General features: G+C 73.8%; 8 protein-coding genes. All 8 read right to left on the bottom strand.

Annotation, left to right across the window (positions count from 1 at the left end):
- Positions 1–1,815: a hypothetical protein gene (locus POF73_RS36780; protein WP_272123568.1), complete on the bottom strand. Its 1,815-nt coding sequence runs from the start codon at positions 1,813–1,815 to the stop codon at positions 1–3.
- A complete protein-coding gene (locus POF73_RS36775; protein WP_272123567.1) occupies positions 1,812–3,971 on the bottom strand; it encodes a hypothetical protein in 2,160 nt (719 codons plus the stop codon). The genes POF73_RS36780 and POF73_RS36775 overlap by 4 nt, the downstream gene beginning before the upstream one ends.
- The gene (locus POF73_RS36770) at positions 3,968–6,886 is read right to left on the bottom strand and encodes a hypothetical protein (protein ID WP_272123566.1); all 2,919 of its coding nucleotides are present in this window, start codon (positions 6,884–6,886) and stop codon (positions 3,968–3,970) included. The genes POF73_RS36775 and POF73_RS36770 overlap by 4 nt, the downstream gene beginning before the upstream one ends.
- Positions 6,883–10,599 carry a tubulin-like doman-containing protein gene (locus POF73_RS36765; RefSeq protein WP_272123565.1) on the bottom strand — a complete coding sequence of 1,239 codons (3,717 nt, stop codon included), beginning with the start codon at positions 10,597–10,599 and terminating at the stop codon, positions 6,883–6,885. The genes POF73_RS36770 and POF73_RS36765 overlap by 4 nt, the downstream gene beginning before the upstream one ends.
- 157 nt (positions 10,600–10,756) lie before the next feature.
- Positions 10,757–13,021, bottom strand: a complete 2,265-nt coding sequence (locus POF73_RS36760; protein WP_272123564.1) for a VWA domain-containing protein — start codon at positions 13,019–13,021, stop codon at positions 10,757–10,759.
- A gap of 267 nt (positions 13,022–13,288) precedes the next feature.
- The gene (locus POF73_RS36755) at positions 13,289–13,840 is read right to left on the bottom strand and encodes a Pycsar system effector family protein (protein ID WP_272123563.1); all 552 of its coding nucleotides are present in this window, start codon (positions 13,838–13,840) and stop codon (positions 13,289–13,291) included.
- Entirely contained in the window at positions 13,837–14,865 is a 1,029-nt protein-coding gene (locus tag POF73_RS36750; RefSeq protein WP_272123562.1) for a hypothetical protein, read from the bottom strand. Before POF73_RS36750 ends, POF73_RS36755 begins: the two co-directional genes overlap by 4 nt.
- A gap of 638 nt (positions 14,866–15,503) precedes the next feature.
- The gene (locus tag POF73_RS36745) at positions 15,504–18,221 is read right to left on the bottom strand and encodes a hypothetical protein (protein ID WP_272123561.1); all 2,718 of its coding nucleotides are present in this window, start codon (positions 18,219–18,221) and stop codon (positions 15,504–15,506) included.
- Positions 18,222–18,225 lie beyond the last annotated feature (4 nt).

The raw sequence follows: 18,225 nt of genomic DNA, 5'->3' as shown, positions 1-18,225 counted from the left end.
TCAGCTGAACGCCCACAGCACGAGGAACACGACGACGAAGAGGAGGGCGACGGATCCGAGCGCACGGCCCGGGTACCTGTTGGTCAGGTCGGAGAGCTTGCCCGTGAGGGTGGACGACTCCGATGCGAAGACCGTCTGCGGTGGGACCGGCGGTTGTGGGACCGGCTCCTGCGAAGCCAACGGTTTGAAGACCGACGGTGGTGGGGGCAGTGGGAGCGGCGGCTCCGCCGGCGGTTGCTGAGGGGGCGGCTGCTCGGGAAGCGGCGGGGGCGCCGCGGGCTGTGTGCCGGGCTGGCTCATCTTGTCCTCCACCAGCTGGCGCCACACCTCCGGCGGGAGGTCGGGGACCGGGCCGTTCGCCGGTCGGAGGATGCTCTTCCGGAGCCACTCGGCATCGGTGGACAGGGGGCTGAGTCCCACCAGGTGCAGTACCTGCGCCAGATGGGGCTGATGGCGCGGATCCCGGACGAACGGGGCGACGGCCCACGTGAAGAGGTCGGCCGCCCGGTCGACCTCCGACACGTATGCCGGGCTCGGCTCCCGGAGGTTGAAGTACAGGCCGTTCAGGAGCACCTCCGTGCACAGCGCGTGCTGCATCTCGGGATGACGAGCGTCCACGCGGTCGGGCCTGCCCAGCTCCCTCAGTAGCAAGTCGAGGGATTCCGGCGGCAGTTCTTCGCCGAAGCTCAGCTCGTGCAGGAGCACCTCGTCGCTCTGCTCCTTCAGCCGCGCGATCAGGTAATGGCGCTGCATCCCGTCACCATGCAGGTTGCCGAGCAGGTCCCGGTGGAGGGCATGGGTGTCGTGGCCGTTCGAGGGAGGTGGGGGCGCGGGGGCCGTGGGCGGGGGAGGCGGCGTCGGGTCCGGCCGGCGGGGTGCCGGCCTCGTGCCGGTGGCGGGGCCCGCGCCGAGGATCCGCTTGAGCTGCTCGCTGCGCCGCCCCCAGTCCATGGTCGCGCCGTCGGGGAGCTCGCCGACCAGCTGTGGTACGCCGGGGTCGGCGTCCGGGTGTGCGAGGAGGTGCGTCACCAGCTGGAACGCGGCCCAGTGCTCGAACCCGTGGTCCCCCTCCACGCGGCCCCTGACCCGGGCCAGCGGGCCGGACTCACCCGAGTCCGCATCCCAGCGCGGCACGGCCATCAGCCGCAGGGGATGGCTGTCCACCGTGTCGTACGTGGCGAAGGTCCACCGCTTCTTCAACCAGGGTCCGAAGATCAGGACCAGCCCGAGATAGGCCACCGGCACCAGGTCCGGCGTCGGCCAGTCACGCGGTGTCTTCTCCTCCAGCAGGAGGGACACCCGCTGCCGCGGATCGCGCAGCAACTCCGCCGTGGCCAGGATCAGCGCGTGCTGGACCTCCGGCAGCCGCTCCACCATCTCCGGCCTTCGCTTCCACGCCGCCCTTTCGAGTTCCGCGCGGTCGAACTCGGGCAGCCCTCCGGACGCCTGCTCGACCTCGTCCTGCCCGCGCCAGCCGCCGTACGCGAGTCCGAGGCACCGCCCGGGTGTCAGGGTGTCGGGGCCTCCGACCAGCACATGGCTGACCGTGCTGGGCCGGCCGCCCCGGTCCTTCGTGGGCCAGCGCTGGACGAGCAGGACGTCGCCGTCGCGGGACAGCGTGCGTACGACGCTCGGGCGGGCGGCCGCCGCGCCGGACACCCACAGCAACGAGCCCAGCTCCCGGGCCAGTTCCCCGGCGCGCCCGGCCTCGCAGGAGTGGGCGACGGCATGCATACCGGTGTCCTGGCGGCCCTGGTTGCCGTCCCAGCGGAAGAGGACCTGGTGCACCGGGGCCCGGTCCTGGAAGTCGTTCACTGAAGTTCCCCTCCTTCGGATTCCTCGGGCTCCTCGGGCCCGTCGGCCCGCTCGAACCGCCCGACGTCCCCGTCCCGCTCGGCCTCGTCCCACGGCATTGCTTCCAGCGCTGGCGCCTCCCCGATCGCCAACGCCTCGGCACCGCCCCGCACTTGGACCATCCCGTGCATGGCCAACAGCGACAGCAGCGGCTCCAGCACCCGTCGGGGCCCGGCCCCGGCCGGATAGCGGCCCTGGTCCTCCTGGCCGCCGGTGGCGGACGCGATGTGCAGGGTGCAGCGGCGGACCGCGTCGAAGGGACGCAGCCACGCCTGGCCCGCGTGCCGGCGCAGCAGCCCGTACACGTCCCGGCTCTCCTCGCGCATCACATCGGGGTCCAGCGAGGTGGCCGGCGGCCGGGTCAGCCAGCGGTCCACGGGCGGCTGGAAGCGCAGGAGGTCGGCCTTGCCGAGCACCATCGCGGACGGCACGTCCAGATACCCGCCGCTCTTCGGCAGCCGGTCCAGCACCGTGCCGAACGCCAGGTCGCCGTCCCGGTTCACCTCCACGCCCCAGCGCTGCCGGGCGTGGTCCAGCTGCGGCAGCGGCAGGGCCAGCGCCGGGTCGACGACGAAGACCAGGGCGTCGACGCCGAGCAGGAACCGCAGCGCCGCGTCGGTCCGTACGAGGTCCTCGCCGCCCAGGTCGAAGAAGGCGACCGGGCGCACCTGACCCCGGGCGTCGGTGATCAGCAGGGACTCCACGAAGCGGGCGAAGTCGTCCATGCCGAGCGCCGCGGTGTGGTCGAGGACCTTGCCGTTGCGCAACGGCTGCACCCGGTCCCGTACGAACCGGGCGTGCTGCTCCGGATTGACGGACTGCCACTTCAGGCCGAACGGCTCAAGGCCGCCGTCGGTGATCGCCGCGATCATCTGGGTCAGCAGATGGCTCTTGCCGGTGGAGGACTGGCCGACCATCGCGACGGTCAGCGGGCGGCCGTGCGTCAGATAGGGCACGGCGATGTAGTGCGCGGGGAACTCCGGGTCCGCCGTGCACTTCTGGACGGCCCCGCGCATGATGTCCGTGCGCCGCACCGGGTTGTTGATCCCCTTGATGTCCAGCGGTTTGTACTGCATCCGGCTGTCGGTGGCGAACAGCTTCGTGAGGTCGAGCCGGATGGTCTCCAGGCAGTACGGGCAGAGCACCTCGCCACCCGCCGGTTCGGACTCCGACGTCCTGCCGGTCCGGGAGGCCGGTGCCTGGCGTTTGAGGTGCAGCGCCTCCTCGAAGGCGTCGTGGTGCGGGCGCGTCTCGTCGGGCGGCACCGTCAGCCGGACCCGGCCGACGGTGCCCGGTGCCACGAGGTCGAGCACCTGGGCGGGCGTCGGCCGGTCGGCCGCGCTCGGCGCGAAGGCGTCGCGCACCATCTGGTCGAGCATGCGGTGTTCGCCGAGGTCGGGCGGCGGGCGGTCGGCGGGGCCGAGCCTCCCGGTCGCCAGCCGGTACAGCAACTGGGCGGCGCTCCACACCGCGTCCCTGGGGTCGGCGAGTCCCTCGCCGTCGCGCTGCTCGGGCGGGCAGAAGGGCGACCCGCCCCAGGGCCGCCGCGGCCGTCCGATGCCGGTCACCGACTCCAGCCCCCAGAGCTGGACCCGGGCGCCGTCCCAGCGCACGGTGGCCGGCGAGACACCGCGCGGCACCAGGCCCCGCCGCTCCAGCAGACACAGCGCCAGCATCAGGTCCCGGGTGAAGACGCCCTGGTCGGCGGCGCCCATCACCTGGATCCGGGATACGGCCGTGCCGCGCGGCGGGTCGTACAGCAGGAACGGCTCGGCCGCGTCCAGCTCGTAGCCGATGATCCTCGGGAAGAGCGGGGCGTAATCGGTGTCGCCCAGCGCCTGGTTGAGCTGCAGCGTGGTGCCCGCCTCGATGTCCAGCAGGGCGCGTGCCGCCGGGTTCGCCGAGTCCCTGGCGCTCAGGCGTACCTGCACGCACTGCTGTCCGTCGTCGTCCAGTACGGCCTTGCGGATCAGCTGGGGCAACGGCCGCTCCCGTCGGAACTCCTTGCCGACCCGGACCGGGGTGACACGCCGCCGCCCCGACGGCAGCGTGAAGGCGAGCTTGTCCGGACCCGGTCCGCCCGGCCCCGGCAAGGAGGAATGCGTGGTGCTCGTCACCAGCGGTCGCCGTCCCCTCGTGCGTCGGACTCCGAGCGTGCGTCGGCGTCCGACCAGTCGCCCGAACTCAGCCAGGCGTCGGTGTCGGTGTCGGTGTCGGCGCGGTCGTGGGTGTTGCTCCGGTCGTAGGTGTCGCTCCGGTTGTCCGGGTCCGCGTGGCCGTACGCCTCCGTGCGGGCGTACGCGTCACTCCGGTCGTAGGGCTCCGGCCGCTCGTACGGCTCCGCCCGGTCGTACGGATCTTTCCGGTCGTACGAGTCCGTCGTGCCGTACGACTCCATCCCGTCGTCCGTGTGCCTGCCCACGTCCCTGCCCGCGCCCGTGCTCGGGTCCGGCCCGTCGGGGCCCGAGCCGTGCCGGGGGCGGATGGTGTCGATGACGCCGATGCGCAGGGGGGTGAGGCGGACCAGGCCGGCGTATCGGCCCGAGGACGTCCACAGGACCTCCTCCGGGTGGACCGTGCCGGTCGTGCGCCAGGTCTTCTCGACCTCGTCGCGTACGGCCCGCGGGGCGAACCGGAGCCACACCGCGGCCGCCGGGTCGCGGCTGAGCAGCGTGCCCTGTTCGGGCGTGGACAGCTGGACCACGGCCTGGCGTTCGGCCTCCGCGCCGACCAGTTCGGCGGGTCCGAGCGGGTCGGTGCCGAGCAGGTTGGCCGAGCTGGCGCGGACGCGGCGCGGGGCGGCGAACGGGAGCGGGGCCAGTACGCCGTTGTGCTGGAGGTGATGGCGGGCCGTGGACAGCAGCTCGCGGACCCGTTCCTCGGTGCGCCGGACGGCACGGGCCCCGGCCTGGCCGCGTTCGACGGCGCCCCAGTAGTGCTTCATCGCCTCCAGGGCCGCGTCGGTGAGGTCGGCGGAGAGAGTCGTGACCAGTTCCGGCCCGCCCTCACCGCTCTCCCGCTCCAGCCAGCGCGGCGCAACTCCCTGGCCGCGCCGACCACTTGAGAAGCTGCCGTCCCGGCCCGGCTCCGTCCCCATCCCCTGCGTCTTCCCCTTCTCCCTCTCCTCTTCCGCCGGTTCGTCCTCCCAGGCGTACACGCTCGCCCAGTCGCCGTCGTCGGATTCGCCCGGCGCCTCGTCCGGCTCCAGGTCCGTGTCGTCGACGAGCCAGTCATGCTCGGCGGCCGCCCTGGCGCCGGACGTGCCGGACGTGCCGGACGTGCCGGGCGCCCCGAAAGCCCCGGCGCTCACCGGCCGTTCCCGCTCGGGCACCGCTTCCGCCTCCGCCGAGGCGGCCGTCGCCCGCAGCATGCCGGCGACCGAACGGGCGGCGTCGGCGCAGTACAGGCGCTCCTCCACGGCCCAGTGCTCCCGGACCGCCGTCGCGAGCAGGTTGTCCAGGCCGTCGAGGGCGTGGCGCAGTACGGCCGTCGTGTGGCCCGGCGCCCAGGAGGCGGCCGCCGCCCGCCAGAGCCGGCGTACCGTCTCCGTCGCACCGCCGAGACCGACCAGCAGTCCGATCGTGCCCATCCAGACCGGGGAATCGGTCGCATAGCCCACCGCCGCCCCGAGCGCCGCGCCGACGAACGCCGCGACCTGGGGAGCCACGGCCCAGCGGCCGGACCGTCCCGCACCGCGCAGCCGTACCGCCCCGAGCTGTGCCATGCCGACGAACAGCAGCGGCACGACGAGCGCCAGGGCCAGGAACGGCCCCGACCACAGCGCACCGAGCAGTCCCGCCCCGGCCGCCGCCAGTGGGCCGACCACCGGCAGGCCGGGCACCGCGGCGTCCGCCGCCCCCGCCGTCTGCCGGGCCACGGCGTCGGCGGAGTAGGGCGTGAGCTTCTTCAGCAGCGCCGAGCCCGGCAGCGGCTCCACCCGTCCGGCGAGGCCGGTGAAGCGCTGGGCCACCGACCGCAGGGCGAGTCCCTGGCCGAGCAGTTTGTGGGCGAACTCCCGCAGGCCCTCGCTGATCCGCTCGCCCATGCCCTCGGCCGACGGCACCCGCAGCCCGAGGGCCGCCAGGCGGGTCGCCGACTCGGCGGCGGACGGTGCCTTGCCGCCGCCGTTGCGCAGGGCCGTGGCGACGAGGTCGCGGTAGGTGTCGAGGGCTTGGCGTGCCTCGTCGACGTCCGTCTCGAAGGCGATCCGGCGCGAGGAACGCACCAGGCCGGGCAGGGTCCGCAGCCCGGCCAGCGCGTCCTCGGCATGGTCGAGGGCGTCCGCGCAGGCACGGTAGGCGTCGTCGGCCACCCCGCCGGGTTCCCGGTGTCCGAGGTCCCGGCTGCCCCGGCCGGCCACCAGACCGCGCAGCGGCTCCGGCAGATCGGCGCCGGAGGAGGCGGTCAGCAGTACGTCCGGGGCGAGTTCGGTGTCCTCGCCGGCGAACCGGGTGAGCGCGTCGCGCCAGGCCCGGTCGCGCACCTCGGGCGGCAGGTCCTGCTCCAGCAGCCGTACGCCGGGCGCGGCGACGGCCTCGGGCAGTGACTGGACGCTGTCCAGCACTTCGAGGTAGACGTCCGGGACCGACAGGACGTCCACCAGGACCGCCAGCGCGTCCGGGTCGTCCGGCTCGGGCTGCTCCAGCGCGGTGCGGGCCGAGCGCAGATCACCGGCCCACAGCAGTGCGGTGCCCGGGGCCCGCAGCACCGCCGGTCGCAACAGCCGGCGGTCGGGCTGGAAGCCGCCCTCGACGCCCGCGAAGGAGCCCGGCGCGCTGCCGACGAGCAGCACCAGCAGCCTGACCTCGCCCACCGCCCGGTAGCCGGTGAGCAGCTCGTACTGCAGCTGGTGGTCGGTGAGGCCGGCCGGGGTGTCGACGACCAGGAACAGCGGGTCGTCCGGCTCCGGCAGCCCGGCCCGGCCCAACTCCTGGGCGACCCTGGCTCGCAGGGCGGCCGGATCGTGCAGGGCCGCCGCCCCGGCCCGCAGGTCCAGATGAATGACGGTACTGAAGTCCTGGGCCCGGCTCACCGCTCGTCACCGCCCCAGGGGACGTCACGGTCGGTGTCACGGGGCTTGTCGTCGTCCCAGGGCGCCCGGGGCCGGTCTTCGCGCTCACCGGAGGGGGACCGGCTCCCGCCGTACTCCTCGTCCTCCTCGTCGCGTTCTTTCCCGGCCCGACGGCCGTCGTCGGCCCGCTCCCTGTAGGCGGGGTGCCTGGGGTCGCCGTCGGCGTCGGGCCTGTCGTACTCGCCACGGGGACGGTCACCGCCGGGGCCACGCCCGTCGTAGTCGTCGTACTCCTCCCGCTCCTCCCGACGGCCACCGCTCCCGGAACCCCTGTCGCCGTCCGGGCGGCCGCCCCAGCGGTCCCGGCTCTCCCGGTCCTCGCGGTTGCCCCGGCTCTCCCGGCCCCCGTCGCCGCGCTCACCGCCGTACGGCTTGTCGTAACCGCCGCCGTAGTCACGGTCGTACTCGTCCTGACCGCCCCCGCCCCCGCCGCCCGGGGTGACCGGCGAGGTGCCCCAGTCGTCCTCATCGGGGACGGCGCGCCGGGGTTCCCCGAGGCCGTCGCGGGTGCGAGGGCCGTCCGGCGTGCCGCCCCGGATGTGCTCCAGCAGGGCGCGCAGGGTCGGCTGGACGGCTCGCTGGTCGCCGAACTCGGTGTCCAGCGCGGCGGGCAGGGTCTCCGCCCAGAACTCCCAGAGCGGGCGCACCCAGCCTTCGACGCGCTCTCCGCCACGCTCCCGGCGCTCCGTCAGCAGCTCCAGCTGGCGCGGGGCGACCTTCTCGACCAGGTCGACGAAGAGCGGGTGCGGTTCGCCGGCGTTCCGGGCCAGACCCTGCGGCTGAGCCTGCATCAGCTCGCGGCAGTAGTCCTCGACGATCCGTTCGTCGTCCAGCACCGTCCAGCGTTCGTACGACCGCAGCAGCTCGGCCCAGCTGGACACACCGCCGGGGTAGTCCCCGAGCCGCAGCCGTACGCCGGGCACGTGGGTGCCCTTCTCGGGGTGCAGCCGCAGCCGGACCCGGTCCGGGGAGGCCGGGTCGCCGTCGACGACGTCGACCTGGCCGTTCCACATGCAGCACAGCAGGCGGTGCAGGATGACGCGCCGGTCCTCCTCGCCGCTGACCATCCAGCTGTCCCGGTAGCCGAGCCGCTGCCGCCAGCGCAGTACGTCCTGGGCCTGCTCGTTGTCCTTCGCGCGGGCCCACTGGCGCAGCACCTTGCGGGCCTCGGGCACCTGGGTGAGGCTCATCTCGCTGCGGAAGAGGACGACGGTGATGGAGTCGCTCTCCACGCCCCGGTACTCCACGGAGTTCTTCGCGTCCGACGGCAGCCGCAGCGTCTTGCCGAGGAACTCCTGCACCTCCTCCACGGCCTGCACCCGCGGATACGTCACCAGCACCCGCAGCAGCCCGGTGCCCTCCGGGGTGAACCCGACCGGCAGCAGCCCGGTCAGCTTGCGGCCGAACAGGTCGAGCGCCTCCTTGCTGACCTGGTCCTTCGCCTCTGCGTCGCCCGCCGCGGCGGCCAGCAGCGTGCCCATGGACGGCAGCAGCGGCCGCTGCTCAAGATGCGCCCCGCTCTCGGCGAACAGCCGGGTGATCCGGGCCTCCAGCTGCCCCTTGACGCGGGCCACAGCGCCCTCCGGGTCGCGCCTGCTGAGCCCGTGGACCTGCCGCCAGGTGTCGCCGTCGACCAGCTTGAGCAGCAGATCCGCCTCGTCGTCGTTCTCGCGCAACGCCTCCCGGTGGATCAGCCGGCCGACGACGTCCTCGTAGAAGTGGTTGAGGCTGCGCTGCGGCGGCAGCAGATACGAGATGCCGGTGCGGTCCTCGTACAGTTCACGGGCCTTGTGCTGGGCGGTCTTGCGCTCCTGGTCGCTGTGCCTGCGGAAGGCGTTCACCATGCGCACGAGGTCGGTGCCGGCCGCGTCTGCCTGCGGCTGCCAGTGCATCTGCTGTTCGCGCCAGGCCTCGTGCCACACCTGACGGCTGCGCCACTGGTACCAGAGGTCCTGTTCCTGGATGGCGGCCTGGACGTCGTCGTCGCCCCAGCGCGCCGGTGCCAGGCCGCCCAGCTGTCCCTTGATCCGGGGGATCTTGGGCGGCTGCTCGGTCACCCCGGGCGGGCGCTGCGGGGTGCGGGCGCGGGCGTCCAACACACCGAGGAAGCCGAGCTGGACGATCCGTTCGTCGCTGTCGGGGACGCCCCTGACGATGCGTTCGGCGAGGAAGGGGTCCACGGTCTGGAGGAGTTTGTCGATGGCGGGGCGCGGCGCGAACCGGTCGGCCATCGCGGCGGCCGTGCGGTCCGCCTCGGCCCGCAGGTCGAACAGCAGCCGCTGCATGTCCGCGATGCGCTCGCCCAGCGCCGACTCGATGTTGCGGCCGCCGCGCGGCAGCGGATCGGGCTCGGGCACCGGCAACTGCCTGCGTTCCCACAGCTCTTCGAGGTGCGAGTCGGCGAACAGCTGCCGGATCATCAACGGCACCGTCCCGTCCCGCAGTTCCGGACGGGGCCGCTCCACGAGGTCGGTGACCGCCGTCCGCAGCAGCCGTCCGGCCACCAGGTCGGCCAGCTGGTCCATCGGCGCGGTCATGGAGGCGACCAGGCTGGTGGAGACGCCCTGCCGGCCGATGCCGGTCGGGGACACGGCGCTGCGCTGCACACCCCGGTTGATGAAGCTCGCGGCGAAGGTCGTGAAGTCGTCGTCGGCCGCCATCGTCCGGCCGGCCGTGCGGCCGTCGCCCAGTTCGGTGCCGATCAGCGACATCACCAGGGAGACGATGGAGCGGCGCAGATCGTCCGCGTGGATGCCGGCGGTCGGGCTGAACAGGAACCCGGTGGGCAGGATGCCGGTGCGCAGCCGGATCGGCAACATGCCCGGGTAGCGGATGCCGAGCCCGAGCTCCTGGTCGAGGTCGCCGATCTCATGGCCCTCCGACGGCGCGTTCTGCGTGTCCACCAGCCGGAACAGGTCGACCAGCGCCCGGGCCGCGTTGAGCTCCGCCTCCCGTCCGCCACCGGTGGCGGTGCCGAACGACGACGGCATGACGACCAGCGGGTAGATCTTCACGCCGTCGAAGCGGCGCAGCTGGAAGGCGTGGTTGATGAGGTGGAGGTAGTCGAGGAAGATTCCGGCGCCGGTGCCGCCGGCCACGGAGAAGGCGACGAACACGTCGCAGCCGTTGACCCTGCCGCCGCCGAGTTCGCTCAGTTCGCCGCCCGCCTGGGCGATCGCGTCGATCGCCTGGAGCAGCGGCTCCAGCACCGGGTTGAGGCCGTGCCGCAGCGTGGCGAACAGCGCCGCCCGCCCCACGGTCGGCAGCTGGCCCGCCCCGGCGTGCAGCGGGGTGACCTTCGGTTCGTCCATGCGCGGCGGCAGCCAGTCGGCGACCTCGTCGCGCAGCACCGCCCGGAGCATCTTGGTCACCTCCGGGGAGGCGTCGAAGTTCGGCAGCAGGTTGTGGGTGGCCCGGGAGGTGCGGGAGTACGCCGCCCGCAGCGACGGGTCCACGTTGAACTGCGGCAGCCGCTGCAGATCGCTCTCGCTGTAGTCCGCGTACACGAACTGCAGACAGGTGGGCAGCTGAAAGGGGGCGCGGCCGTTCTGCCGGCTGAGCGCCATGCCGTCCGGACCGCACAGCTCGGCACGCAGCCTGCGTTCCAGCTCGGCACCGACCAGACCTCCGGTGCCGCCCAGGCCGACGAAGAGCATCGGCTGGAAGATCTTCATGGTTTCCTCCCCGCTGTACGGCCGCCGAGGCCGCAGGTTTGTGCTGGGTACGTCCGTGGGGTCGCGCGGCGGGACGGCCGCGCGGGGGTGCGATGCGGTGCGGTGGTTCGGTGCGAGGGCGGGCCGGGTGGTGATGTGCCAGGGCCCGCCCCGTCTGTCACAGGAGGTCGTCGTAGGTGCCGGTGCCGCCCCGCCCCGGGGTGCCCGGACCGGTGCCCCCGGCGTAGGCGCCCTCCGACGGGCGGGGTCCCGGCGGCTGGGTCCCGCCGAGAGAGAGGCTCAGCGCGTCGGTCAGCTGGACGCGGCCGCCGCGCGCGGTCAGCGGGAACCGGCTGCCGCCCTTGCGCACCACGGCCCCGCCCTCGCGACTGCGCCGGACGGCGTACGGTCCGTGCGCGCGCTTGTCGATCCGCGGGCTGCGATGGGCCTCGGCGACGGCGAACTCGTACCACTGCTTGTTGTTGCCGTGCCCGGCCTTGTGCTCGTTGAGGATGGTGCCGTCCTCGTCGACGAGTTGCAGCACCAGCCCGAACGGGTCCCGCCGGCGCCTGCGCAGCCCCAGCAGGGCGACGACGGCCGCGACGGCCAGCACGAGGACGACGGCGCCGGCCACGAAGGCCCACCAGTACTGCTTCAGGATCCCGGGCTTCGGCGTGACGTGGACCGAGACCGGGGCGCGTTCGAGGGCCCGGTCGCCGTCGGTGGTGTCGACGACGGTGAGGGTGCCGGAGACGTCCACGCCGTTGCCGAGCCGGTCGCCGAAGGCGCTCGCGGGGGCGACCCGGACGGTGACCTTCCGGGTGTCCTCCGCACCGGGCTTGAGGGTGATCTCGGTCGGCTCGACGGACAGCCGCCTGTCCTGCACGTCGGCGACGGACAGCCTGAGGGTGTGCGCGGTGTCGGTGGTGTTGCTGACGTCCAGGGTGCCGGTGACGGATCCGCCAGGGTGGACGTCCCCTTCGGGCAGCTCCAGCACGGCCTTGACGGGCAGTTCGCCGAGCGCGACCTTTCCGGTCTCGCTGCGGGTGTCGGCGCTCAGTCCCGAGGCGGTCAGCGTGGCGCTCACCGTCAGCGCCCCGTCGGCGTCCTGAGGGATGGTCACCGTCCCGGTGAAGTCGCCGTCGCTCGCGTCGGAGTCGGCCCCCTTGCCGTCGTCGGCGAGGTCGAGCGCCTGCGGGGAGAAGCCGTCCCCGGTCAGCTCGCTGCGCACGCGCAGCCCCTCGTAGTCGCGCGGGTCCTTGATCTCGTAGCCCTCGCGGGTCTGCAGCCGCATGGTGACCGTGACCTTCTCACCGGCCTGCGGCGAGGGCGGGTCCATGGTGATGGCGCCGTTCAGCTCGCCCTGCCACAGCACGCTGACGGCGACGGGCAGCGAGCGATGCCCTTCCGGGGCCTCGGCCTTCACCTTCCAGACACCGGGCAGCGGATCGACGATCTTCAGCGCCTCGACGGTGCCGGAGCCCCCCGCCAGCTCGAACCGGGACCCCTTGAAGGAACCGGAGGTGGTGGGGATCTCGTCGCCCTTCGGGTCGAGGTAGGTGATCTTCACCTTGGGGTCGCCCTTGTCGACGACGATGCTGCCGACGGTGGCCAGCGGGGAGATGCCGATCTCCAGGGTGGCCGGCGGCCGCTTGCTGGGGCCCTCCTCGTGGCGCAGACAGTGCGCGGCGGCGAAGATCTTCTCCAGCGTGCTGCCGACGTCGTTCGCCCCGTCGACCTTGTGGGCCCTGGGGGTCGCGGAGGGCAGTTCCACACAGCCCTTGCGGTAGCCGCCGGCGGCGATCTGGTCGAGCTGCTTCTTGTCCGGGTCGGATCCGAAGCCCAGCGGCCAGATCTGGACGTTCTGCGCGGCGGCCTCCTTGAGGGCCTCCTTCAGCTGCTGCTCGCCCTCGGCCACGCGGTGCGACTTCTCGCCGTACTTGAAGCTGTCCTCGACGTCCATCTTCCCGTCGGTCAGCAGGAACAGCACCCGGGGCACCGAGGAGTCGGTGCCGTCGGTCAGGTCGTTGACGCCCTGCCGGATGGCGGTCGGCAGGTCGGTGCCGGTGCCCTCGTCCTTTTTACGGCTGCGCAGCCCGTCCACGCACTTGCCGACCTCCTCGCGGCCCGCCGCGTTCAGCGTGGTGGGCCGGCAGACCGGGTCCACCACGCGCTGGCCGCGCTTCTCGGCGGCGGCGAAGCCGAACACGGTGACCCGCGAGGACGACGAGACGTCGCCCAGCGCGATGCGTTTGGCGGCGGCCTTCTCGGCCTGCATGTCCTCGGGCGCGAGGCTGGCCGACTCGTCCACGGCCACCGCGTAGTTGACCGCGGGGAACACCGGTTCGGAGTCCGCCGCCGGCACCGGATCCTGACCGGCCGGTGCCAACAGGGACGCGAACACCGCGGTGCCGCCCAGCGCCGAGAATCCGGCGCGGCGCACCCGGGTCCTTCCTGTCTGCAGTCTTCCCGTGACTCTTCCCACGGCCGTCCCCTTGGTCTTCGACATTCGTGATGCGTGCGTGAGGTGGGTGCTTCTGGTTCTTGGTTCGTCGTTCGTCGTGTGAGTCGTTCGTCGTGTGCCGTGTAGGTGGTGACGCCGCCGCGTCGTGCCTGGTGCGCGACGGTGGGGGGCGCGGCGGTGCGTTGGCGTGTGCGGGGGTGGTACGCCGGTGTCGCGTGCGCCCTCCTGGATCGGCGCCGTCCTGGATCAGCCCGAGGTCAGCCCCCAGACCACGGCGAGCGCCGCCGACGGGGCGAGCGAGCCCACGCCCCAGCGGATGGCCCGGTACTTGGCGGACAGGATCGAGCTGACGTCCACGGCCTGCACGAGCAGCCACCTCGCCGGATCCCGCCCGGCCTCCACGACCCGGGCGGACAGCCCCGCGAGATCGTGGGCCGCCACCAGGTCGCCGAAGTACGTCACCCCGTCCCCGGCACGGACCGTGCCGGTGCGCGGCATCAGCGCCGCGACCAGCGCGGCCACCGCGACGGCCCACAGCACCCCGGACAGGACGAGCGTCGTGTCCGCGAGCCCGTCCCAGGCGGGGGTGCCGCGCCACCCGGCGAGGAACGCGGGCAGCGCCAGCGTCCCCGAGAGCAGCACGGCCGCCTTGGAGTCGGCCCGGCCGAGGTCCTCCCGGACGGTGACCAGCAGCCGCTCCGCGATGCGCTCCCCCGCCCGGTCGCTGCAGTGCCGACCCCCGTGCGGCACAGGCAGGACCGGGTCGGGGGAGTTGCGTGCCGCGCCGTCGGCGGTCATCGGTCCTCTTCCGCCCAGGACCAGCCGTCGTCCGCGGCACGTCTGCGACGCCGTGGCCGCTCCCACTCGCGCTCGTCGTACGGGTGGTAGGGCTCCGGCCGGTAGGTCCGAGGCTGGTCGCCGGAGCGCGACTCATCCTCGGGGTCGTGGTCCGGGACCGGTCCCGCCGGGCCGAGCTCCGGCCGGCGGGACCGACGGCGCGCTTCGTCGCGTGGCGCGCGGTACTCGGCGTCGTCGGCGTCGTCGGCGTCGTCGGCGTAGTAGGGCTCCGCCCGGTGGGCCGGACGCCGGTCGCGGGAGCGGGGTTCGTCGTAGTCGTACGCGTCGTCGTCGTACTCGGGGTCGTGGTCGCGGTCCGGGCCCGGGGAGTAGGGCTCCGGGCGGTAGGTCCGCTGCCGCGCCGGGGCGCGCGGCTCGTCGTAATCGGCGTCGTCGCGCGGGGAGTAGGGCTCGGGCCGGTGAGGACGGCGCCGGACGGGGCCGCGCCGGTCGTCGTCGTGGCCGTCGTGGTCGCGGTCGTCCTGGGCGGCGCGGTCGTCCGCCGGGTACGGCTCCGGGCGGTGGCCGCGGCGCCGGGGGCGGGAGCCCGGGTCGTCGTACTCGGGGTCGTCTCCCGGGTACGGCTCGCCCCGGTCGGGGCCTCGTCGGGCGGTTCCGCGGCGGTCGGGCTCGCCCCGGGAGGGGGCAGGCCGGCGGGGCCGGCGCCTGGGCGGTTCGTCCGAGGCCCATTCCGGGTTGAACGGCCGGTCGCCGGACGCCTCCAGCTCCCGGGGCCGGCGCGCGGGCACCGTGCCGATGGGCCCCACCATGGGCTGCCCCATGCCCTGGTTGAGGAGGTTGAGGACCTGTGTCTCCACGTCGACCGTGGCGAGTTCGCCGCGCGCGGCCATGGCGAACAGCCGGGCGACCCGGTCCTTCTCGTCCTGCCTGCCCTCCTGGCGGATCTTCTCCAGGAAGTCCTTGGCGCCCTCGGGGTCGGCCGCCAGCATGAAGCTGAGCTGCTCCAGCTCCCCGCCCTGCAACATGCGCCGGTACGAGTCCTGCCGCAGCCGGATCACCTTGGCCTGGGCGTGCGCGTCCCGCTCCTCGTCGGCGTGCTCGATGGTCCGGTCGTCGACGCGCAGCCGGACGTACAGCCGTACCCGCAGCCCGAGTTCGGAGCCCAGGTCGGCCCAGCGCCCCCCCGGCGCACTCGCGGGTGATGGCGCGGTTCGCCTGCTCGGCCTCGGTCACCCGGTAGGTGGTGGTGACCTCGCGCAGCCTTTCGAGGACCGGGGAGGTGAGCCGGCCCGCGACGTCGGTGACGACCTCCAGGGCGGCGAGATGGGGGTCGGTCACCGCCCACTCGATGTCCACCTCGGCCTTGAAGAAGGTCGTGCCCCCGGCGGCCGGCAACTCCATCTGGAGCGGGGCCACATAGGTGCCGAGCGCGATCTCGCAGATGCTGCGCGTCCTGGCCAGCACCGGCTTGTCGACGTGCTGGACCCCGGAGGCCCGCCTCACCGTGTAGCCGCCGTTCCGGTAGAACTGCACCAGCGCCGACCTGGGGCTCACCCGCGGATAGCCGTCCGCCACCGTGTTGAAGTCCCGCAGGAACGGACCCGCGGGCGCCGTCGACTCGGTGCCCTCCGCCTCGCCCGCGTCGGCCGCCCTGTCCTCGTTCTCAGCCATACCTCTCCTCCTCGCGCGTCCTGTCCCGACGCGTCCTGTCCTGGCGCGGCCTTGCCTGGTGCGTCCTGTCCTGCTGCGTCCTGTCCTGGCGCGGTGCGCTCCGGCGCGGCCTCTCCTCCGGCTCGACGGCGAGCCACCACAGGTCGCGCGCCTTGGGCTCGGGGAGCGGCTTCTCGGGGTCGTTCATCATGCGGCGCAGCAGCCAGTCCAGCCGCCGCCGGTCGTGCTCCTCCGTGGCCAGCGCGGGCAGCAGCGCCGCCAGCCCCGGCCGGGTCCCCTCGCCGCCGTCCTTGCGCACGGCGGAGCGCAGCAGGTCCTCCAGCGCGTCCATCGCGACGTCCTTCGACCGCGCCGTGTTCAGCGCCGTCCACATCAGGTCGGCCATGGCGTCCACGAGTTCGGGCCGGATGGCGGCGAGGGCGAGCGCCACCGGCCAGTCCCCGCGGTCGCCCCACGGCGAGTCGGCGTCGTCCAGCAGCGAGTCGGGGTCCATCAGCAGCTCGTCCACCGACGTCAGGGCGAGCCGCACGGTCGCCGCGAGCCCCAGGTCCTGGTACGGCTCCCGCTTGTGGTGCGTCCACTCGGCCATCCGCTCCAGCACCTCGGCGGCGTCCGGCAGCACCAGCAGCCGTACGACGTTGTGGGAGGCGACCGTGACCAGTTGCCCCTCGTCCCGGACCCCGATCCGGGCCAGGGCGTCCAGGGTGTCGTCCATCGAGGCCGCGGCGTTGCCGTAGCCCAGCGCCCACGCGGCGGCCCAGCGCTGGGTGGGGGTGCCCTTCCTGCTCCAGTCGCCGATCAGCCGGTGCACGGCCTTGCGGTGCGAGTCATGGCCGGCCGCCTGGTCCAGCGTGGTGGCCGCGAAGATCAGCCGGCGGTTGGTGGTCGCCTCGGCGAGCGGCCGTACCAGCTCGGTGTAACCGTGGTCGAAGTCCCGTACGCACAGCTCCCCGGCGGCGACGGCGGCACGCATCCACACCTGGGGGCGCGGATCGTCCGCCAGCAGCCGCAGCCAGCGCACCATCGGCGCCCGCACCGGGAAGTGCCGGTCCCACAGCTCGGTCAGCACCGCGGACGGCAGGGCGGAACCCCGGTACCAGACCAGCCGGGCCGGCACGTCGTGCCCGTCCACCTCGACCTTGCCGTCTTTGAGTTCGGCCCGCGAGAGCGCCACGTCGGCGTCCGGGTCGTCGCAGAACAGCGGGCGGGCCGGGGTGTTGTCGGGGTCGGACTGCACCGACAGCTCCCAGGTCAGCAGATGGGCGGCGGCGGCCACCGCGCTGTGTGAGGCGCCGCCCAGCACGGCCAGCGCGATCCGGAACGCCACCGGGTGGAAGAGGGTCGCCGTCCCCGACCGTGTCGCGCCCCGCTCCGCCCGGTCCCCCCGCTCCGGCTCGCGCGGCAGCGCGGTCAGCGCCCGGTCCACTCCGGCGAACCACTCCTGGGCCTGCTCGGCGGCGATGCTGCGGCAGCCGGACAGCAGGTCGTCGTAGGAGAAGTCCCCCAGCACATGCCCGGCCAGCAGCGAGGCGAGCAACTCGGCCTCGGCGGGCCGCAGATCCTTCAGCCCGACCGCGTCCTCGACCTCCGCCCGGGTCGCGAGCTCCTCCGCGCGGGCCAGCAGTTCGTCCAGGGGCGTGTCGTCCTCGCCGGCCTCGGCGGTACGTTCCTCCAGCCGCTCGCGCAGCCGGGTGGCGAGCAGTTCCTCGGTGGGCGCGGGCGGGCAGAGCATGCCGTACCGCCCGGCGAGCAGCGGATTCGCCGCCGAGCCGACGGTGACGACGATCACCGCGAAGGCCTCGCGGCGGGCCAGGGCCGCGGCGAACTCGTCGAGGTCCATCTCGTCCGGGGGCCGGGCGTCGGGCCGGTCGAGGGACAGCTCCAGCAGATGACCGGTGCCGCGCCAGGCCTGACTGCCCTCGCCGTCGAGCGTCTCCGCCAACTGCCGTACGCCGCCGTCCGAGTCGACCCGGCGCACCCGCGCCGCGGGGTCTGCGTCGGCGCCGTCCGCCTCGGCGGCGGTGACCTCGTCCAGCAGCGAGAGCGCCGTACTCGTCCGTCCCGTGCCGGGCGCGGCGCCGAGCACCAGCAGCCGCCGGGCGCGCAGCGCGTTGCGCAGCCGTACGTACCCCTCCGGCGGCACATGCGCCCGGCGCAGCCTGCGCAGCTCCTCCTCCGGGACGGGCCCGCTGCGCATGCCCGCGCCGGGGCGGCGGGCGCCCAGCAGCAGGTTGATGTTGTCGCCGATGTGGGCGCGGTTGAAGTAGGAGCGGTCGAAGCGGGTGAGGTCCCCGCCGACGTCGAACAGCAGCCGGGTGGCCCGGCGGGTGCGCGCGGCGGCGGCGAGATCGGTGGGTCCGTCCTCGCCCTCGTCCTCGGCGAGGGGGTCGCGGGTGTACGCCTTGAACCGCCCGGCGGCGGCCTCGCGTTCCCGTTCCCGCTCCCTCTCCTTCTCCGCCTCCTCGGCGGACTTCTCGCCGTCGGACTTGTCCTCGCCGTCCCGGTCCCGGTCGTCCTCGTCCCGGTCGTCCCGGTCCTGCTTCCTGCCGTCCCCGGCCTTCCGGTCGCTCTTCCGGTCGGCGCGCCGGTCGCCCTTCCGGTCGGCCTTCCTGTCGTCCCCGGACTTCTTGCCGTCGTCGGACGACCGTCCCCCGCTCGGCTCCTCGGGGGCGTCGTCGCTCGCGCCGCCCGCCTGCTCGTCGTCGCTCATCGGG

It is taken from the genome of Streptomyces sp. HD (genome assembly GCF_028369295.1).
Classification (GTDB): Bacteria; Actinomycetota; Actinomycetes; order Streptomycetales; family Streptomycetaceae; genus Streptomyces.
The sequence above is the reverse complement of the archived record's forward strand: the minus strand, read 5'-3'. Positions and strand labels throughout refer to the sequence as shown.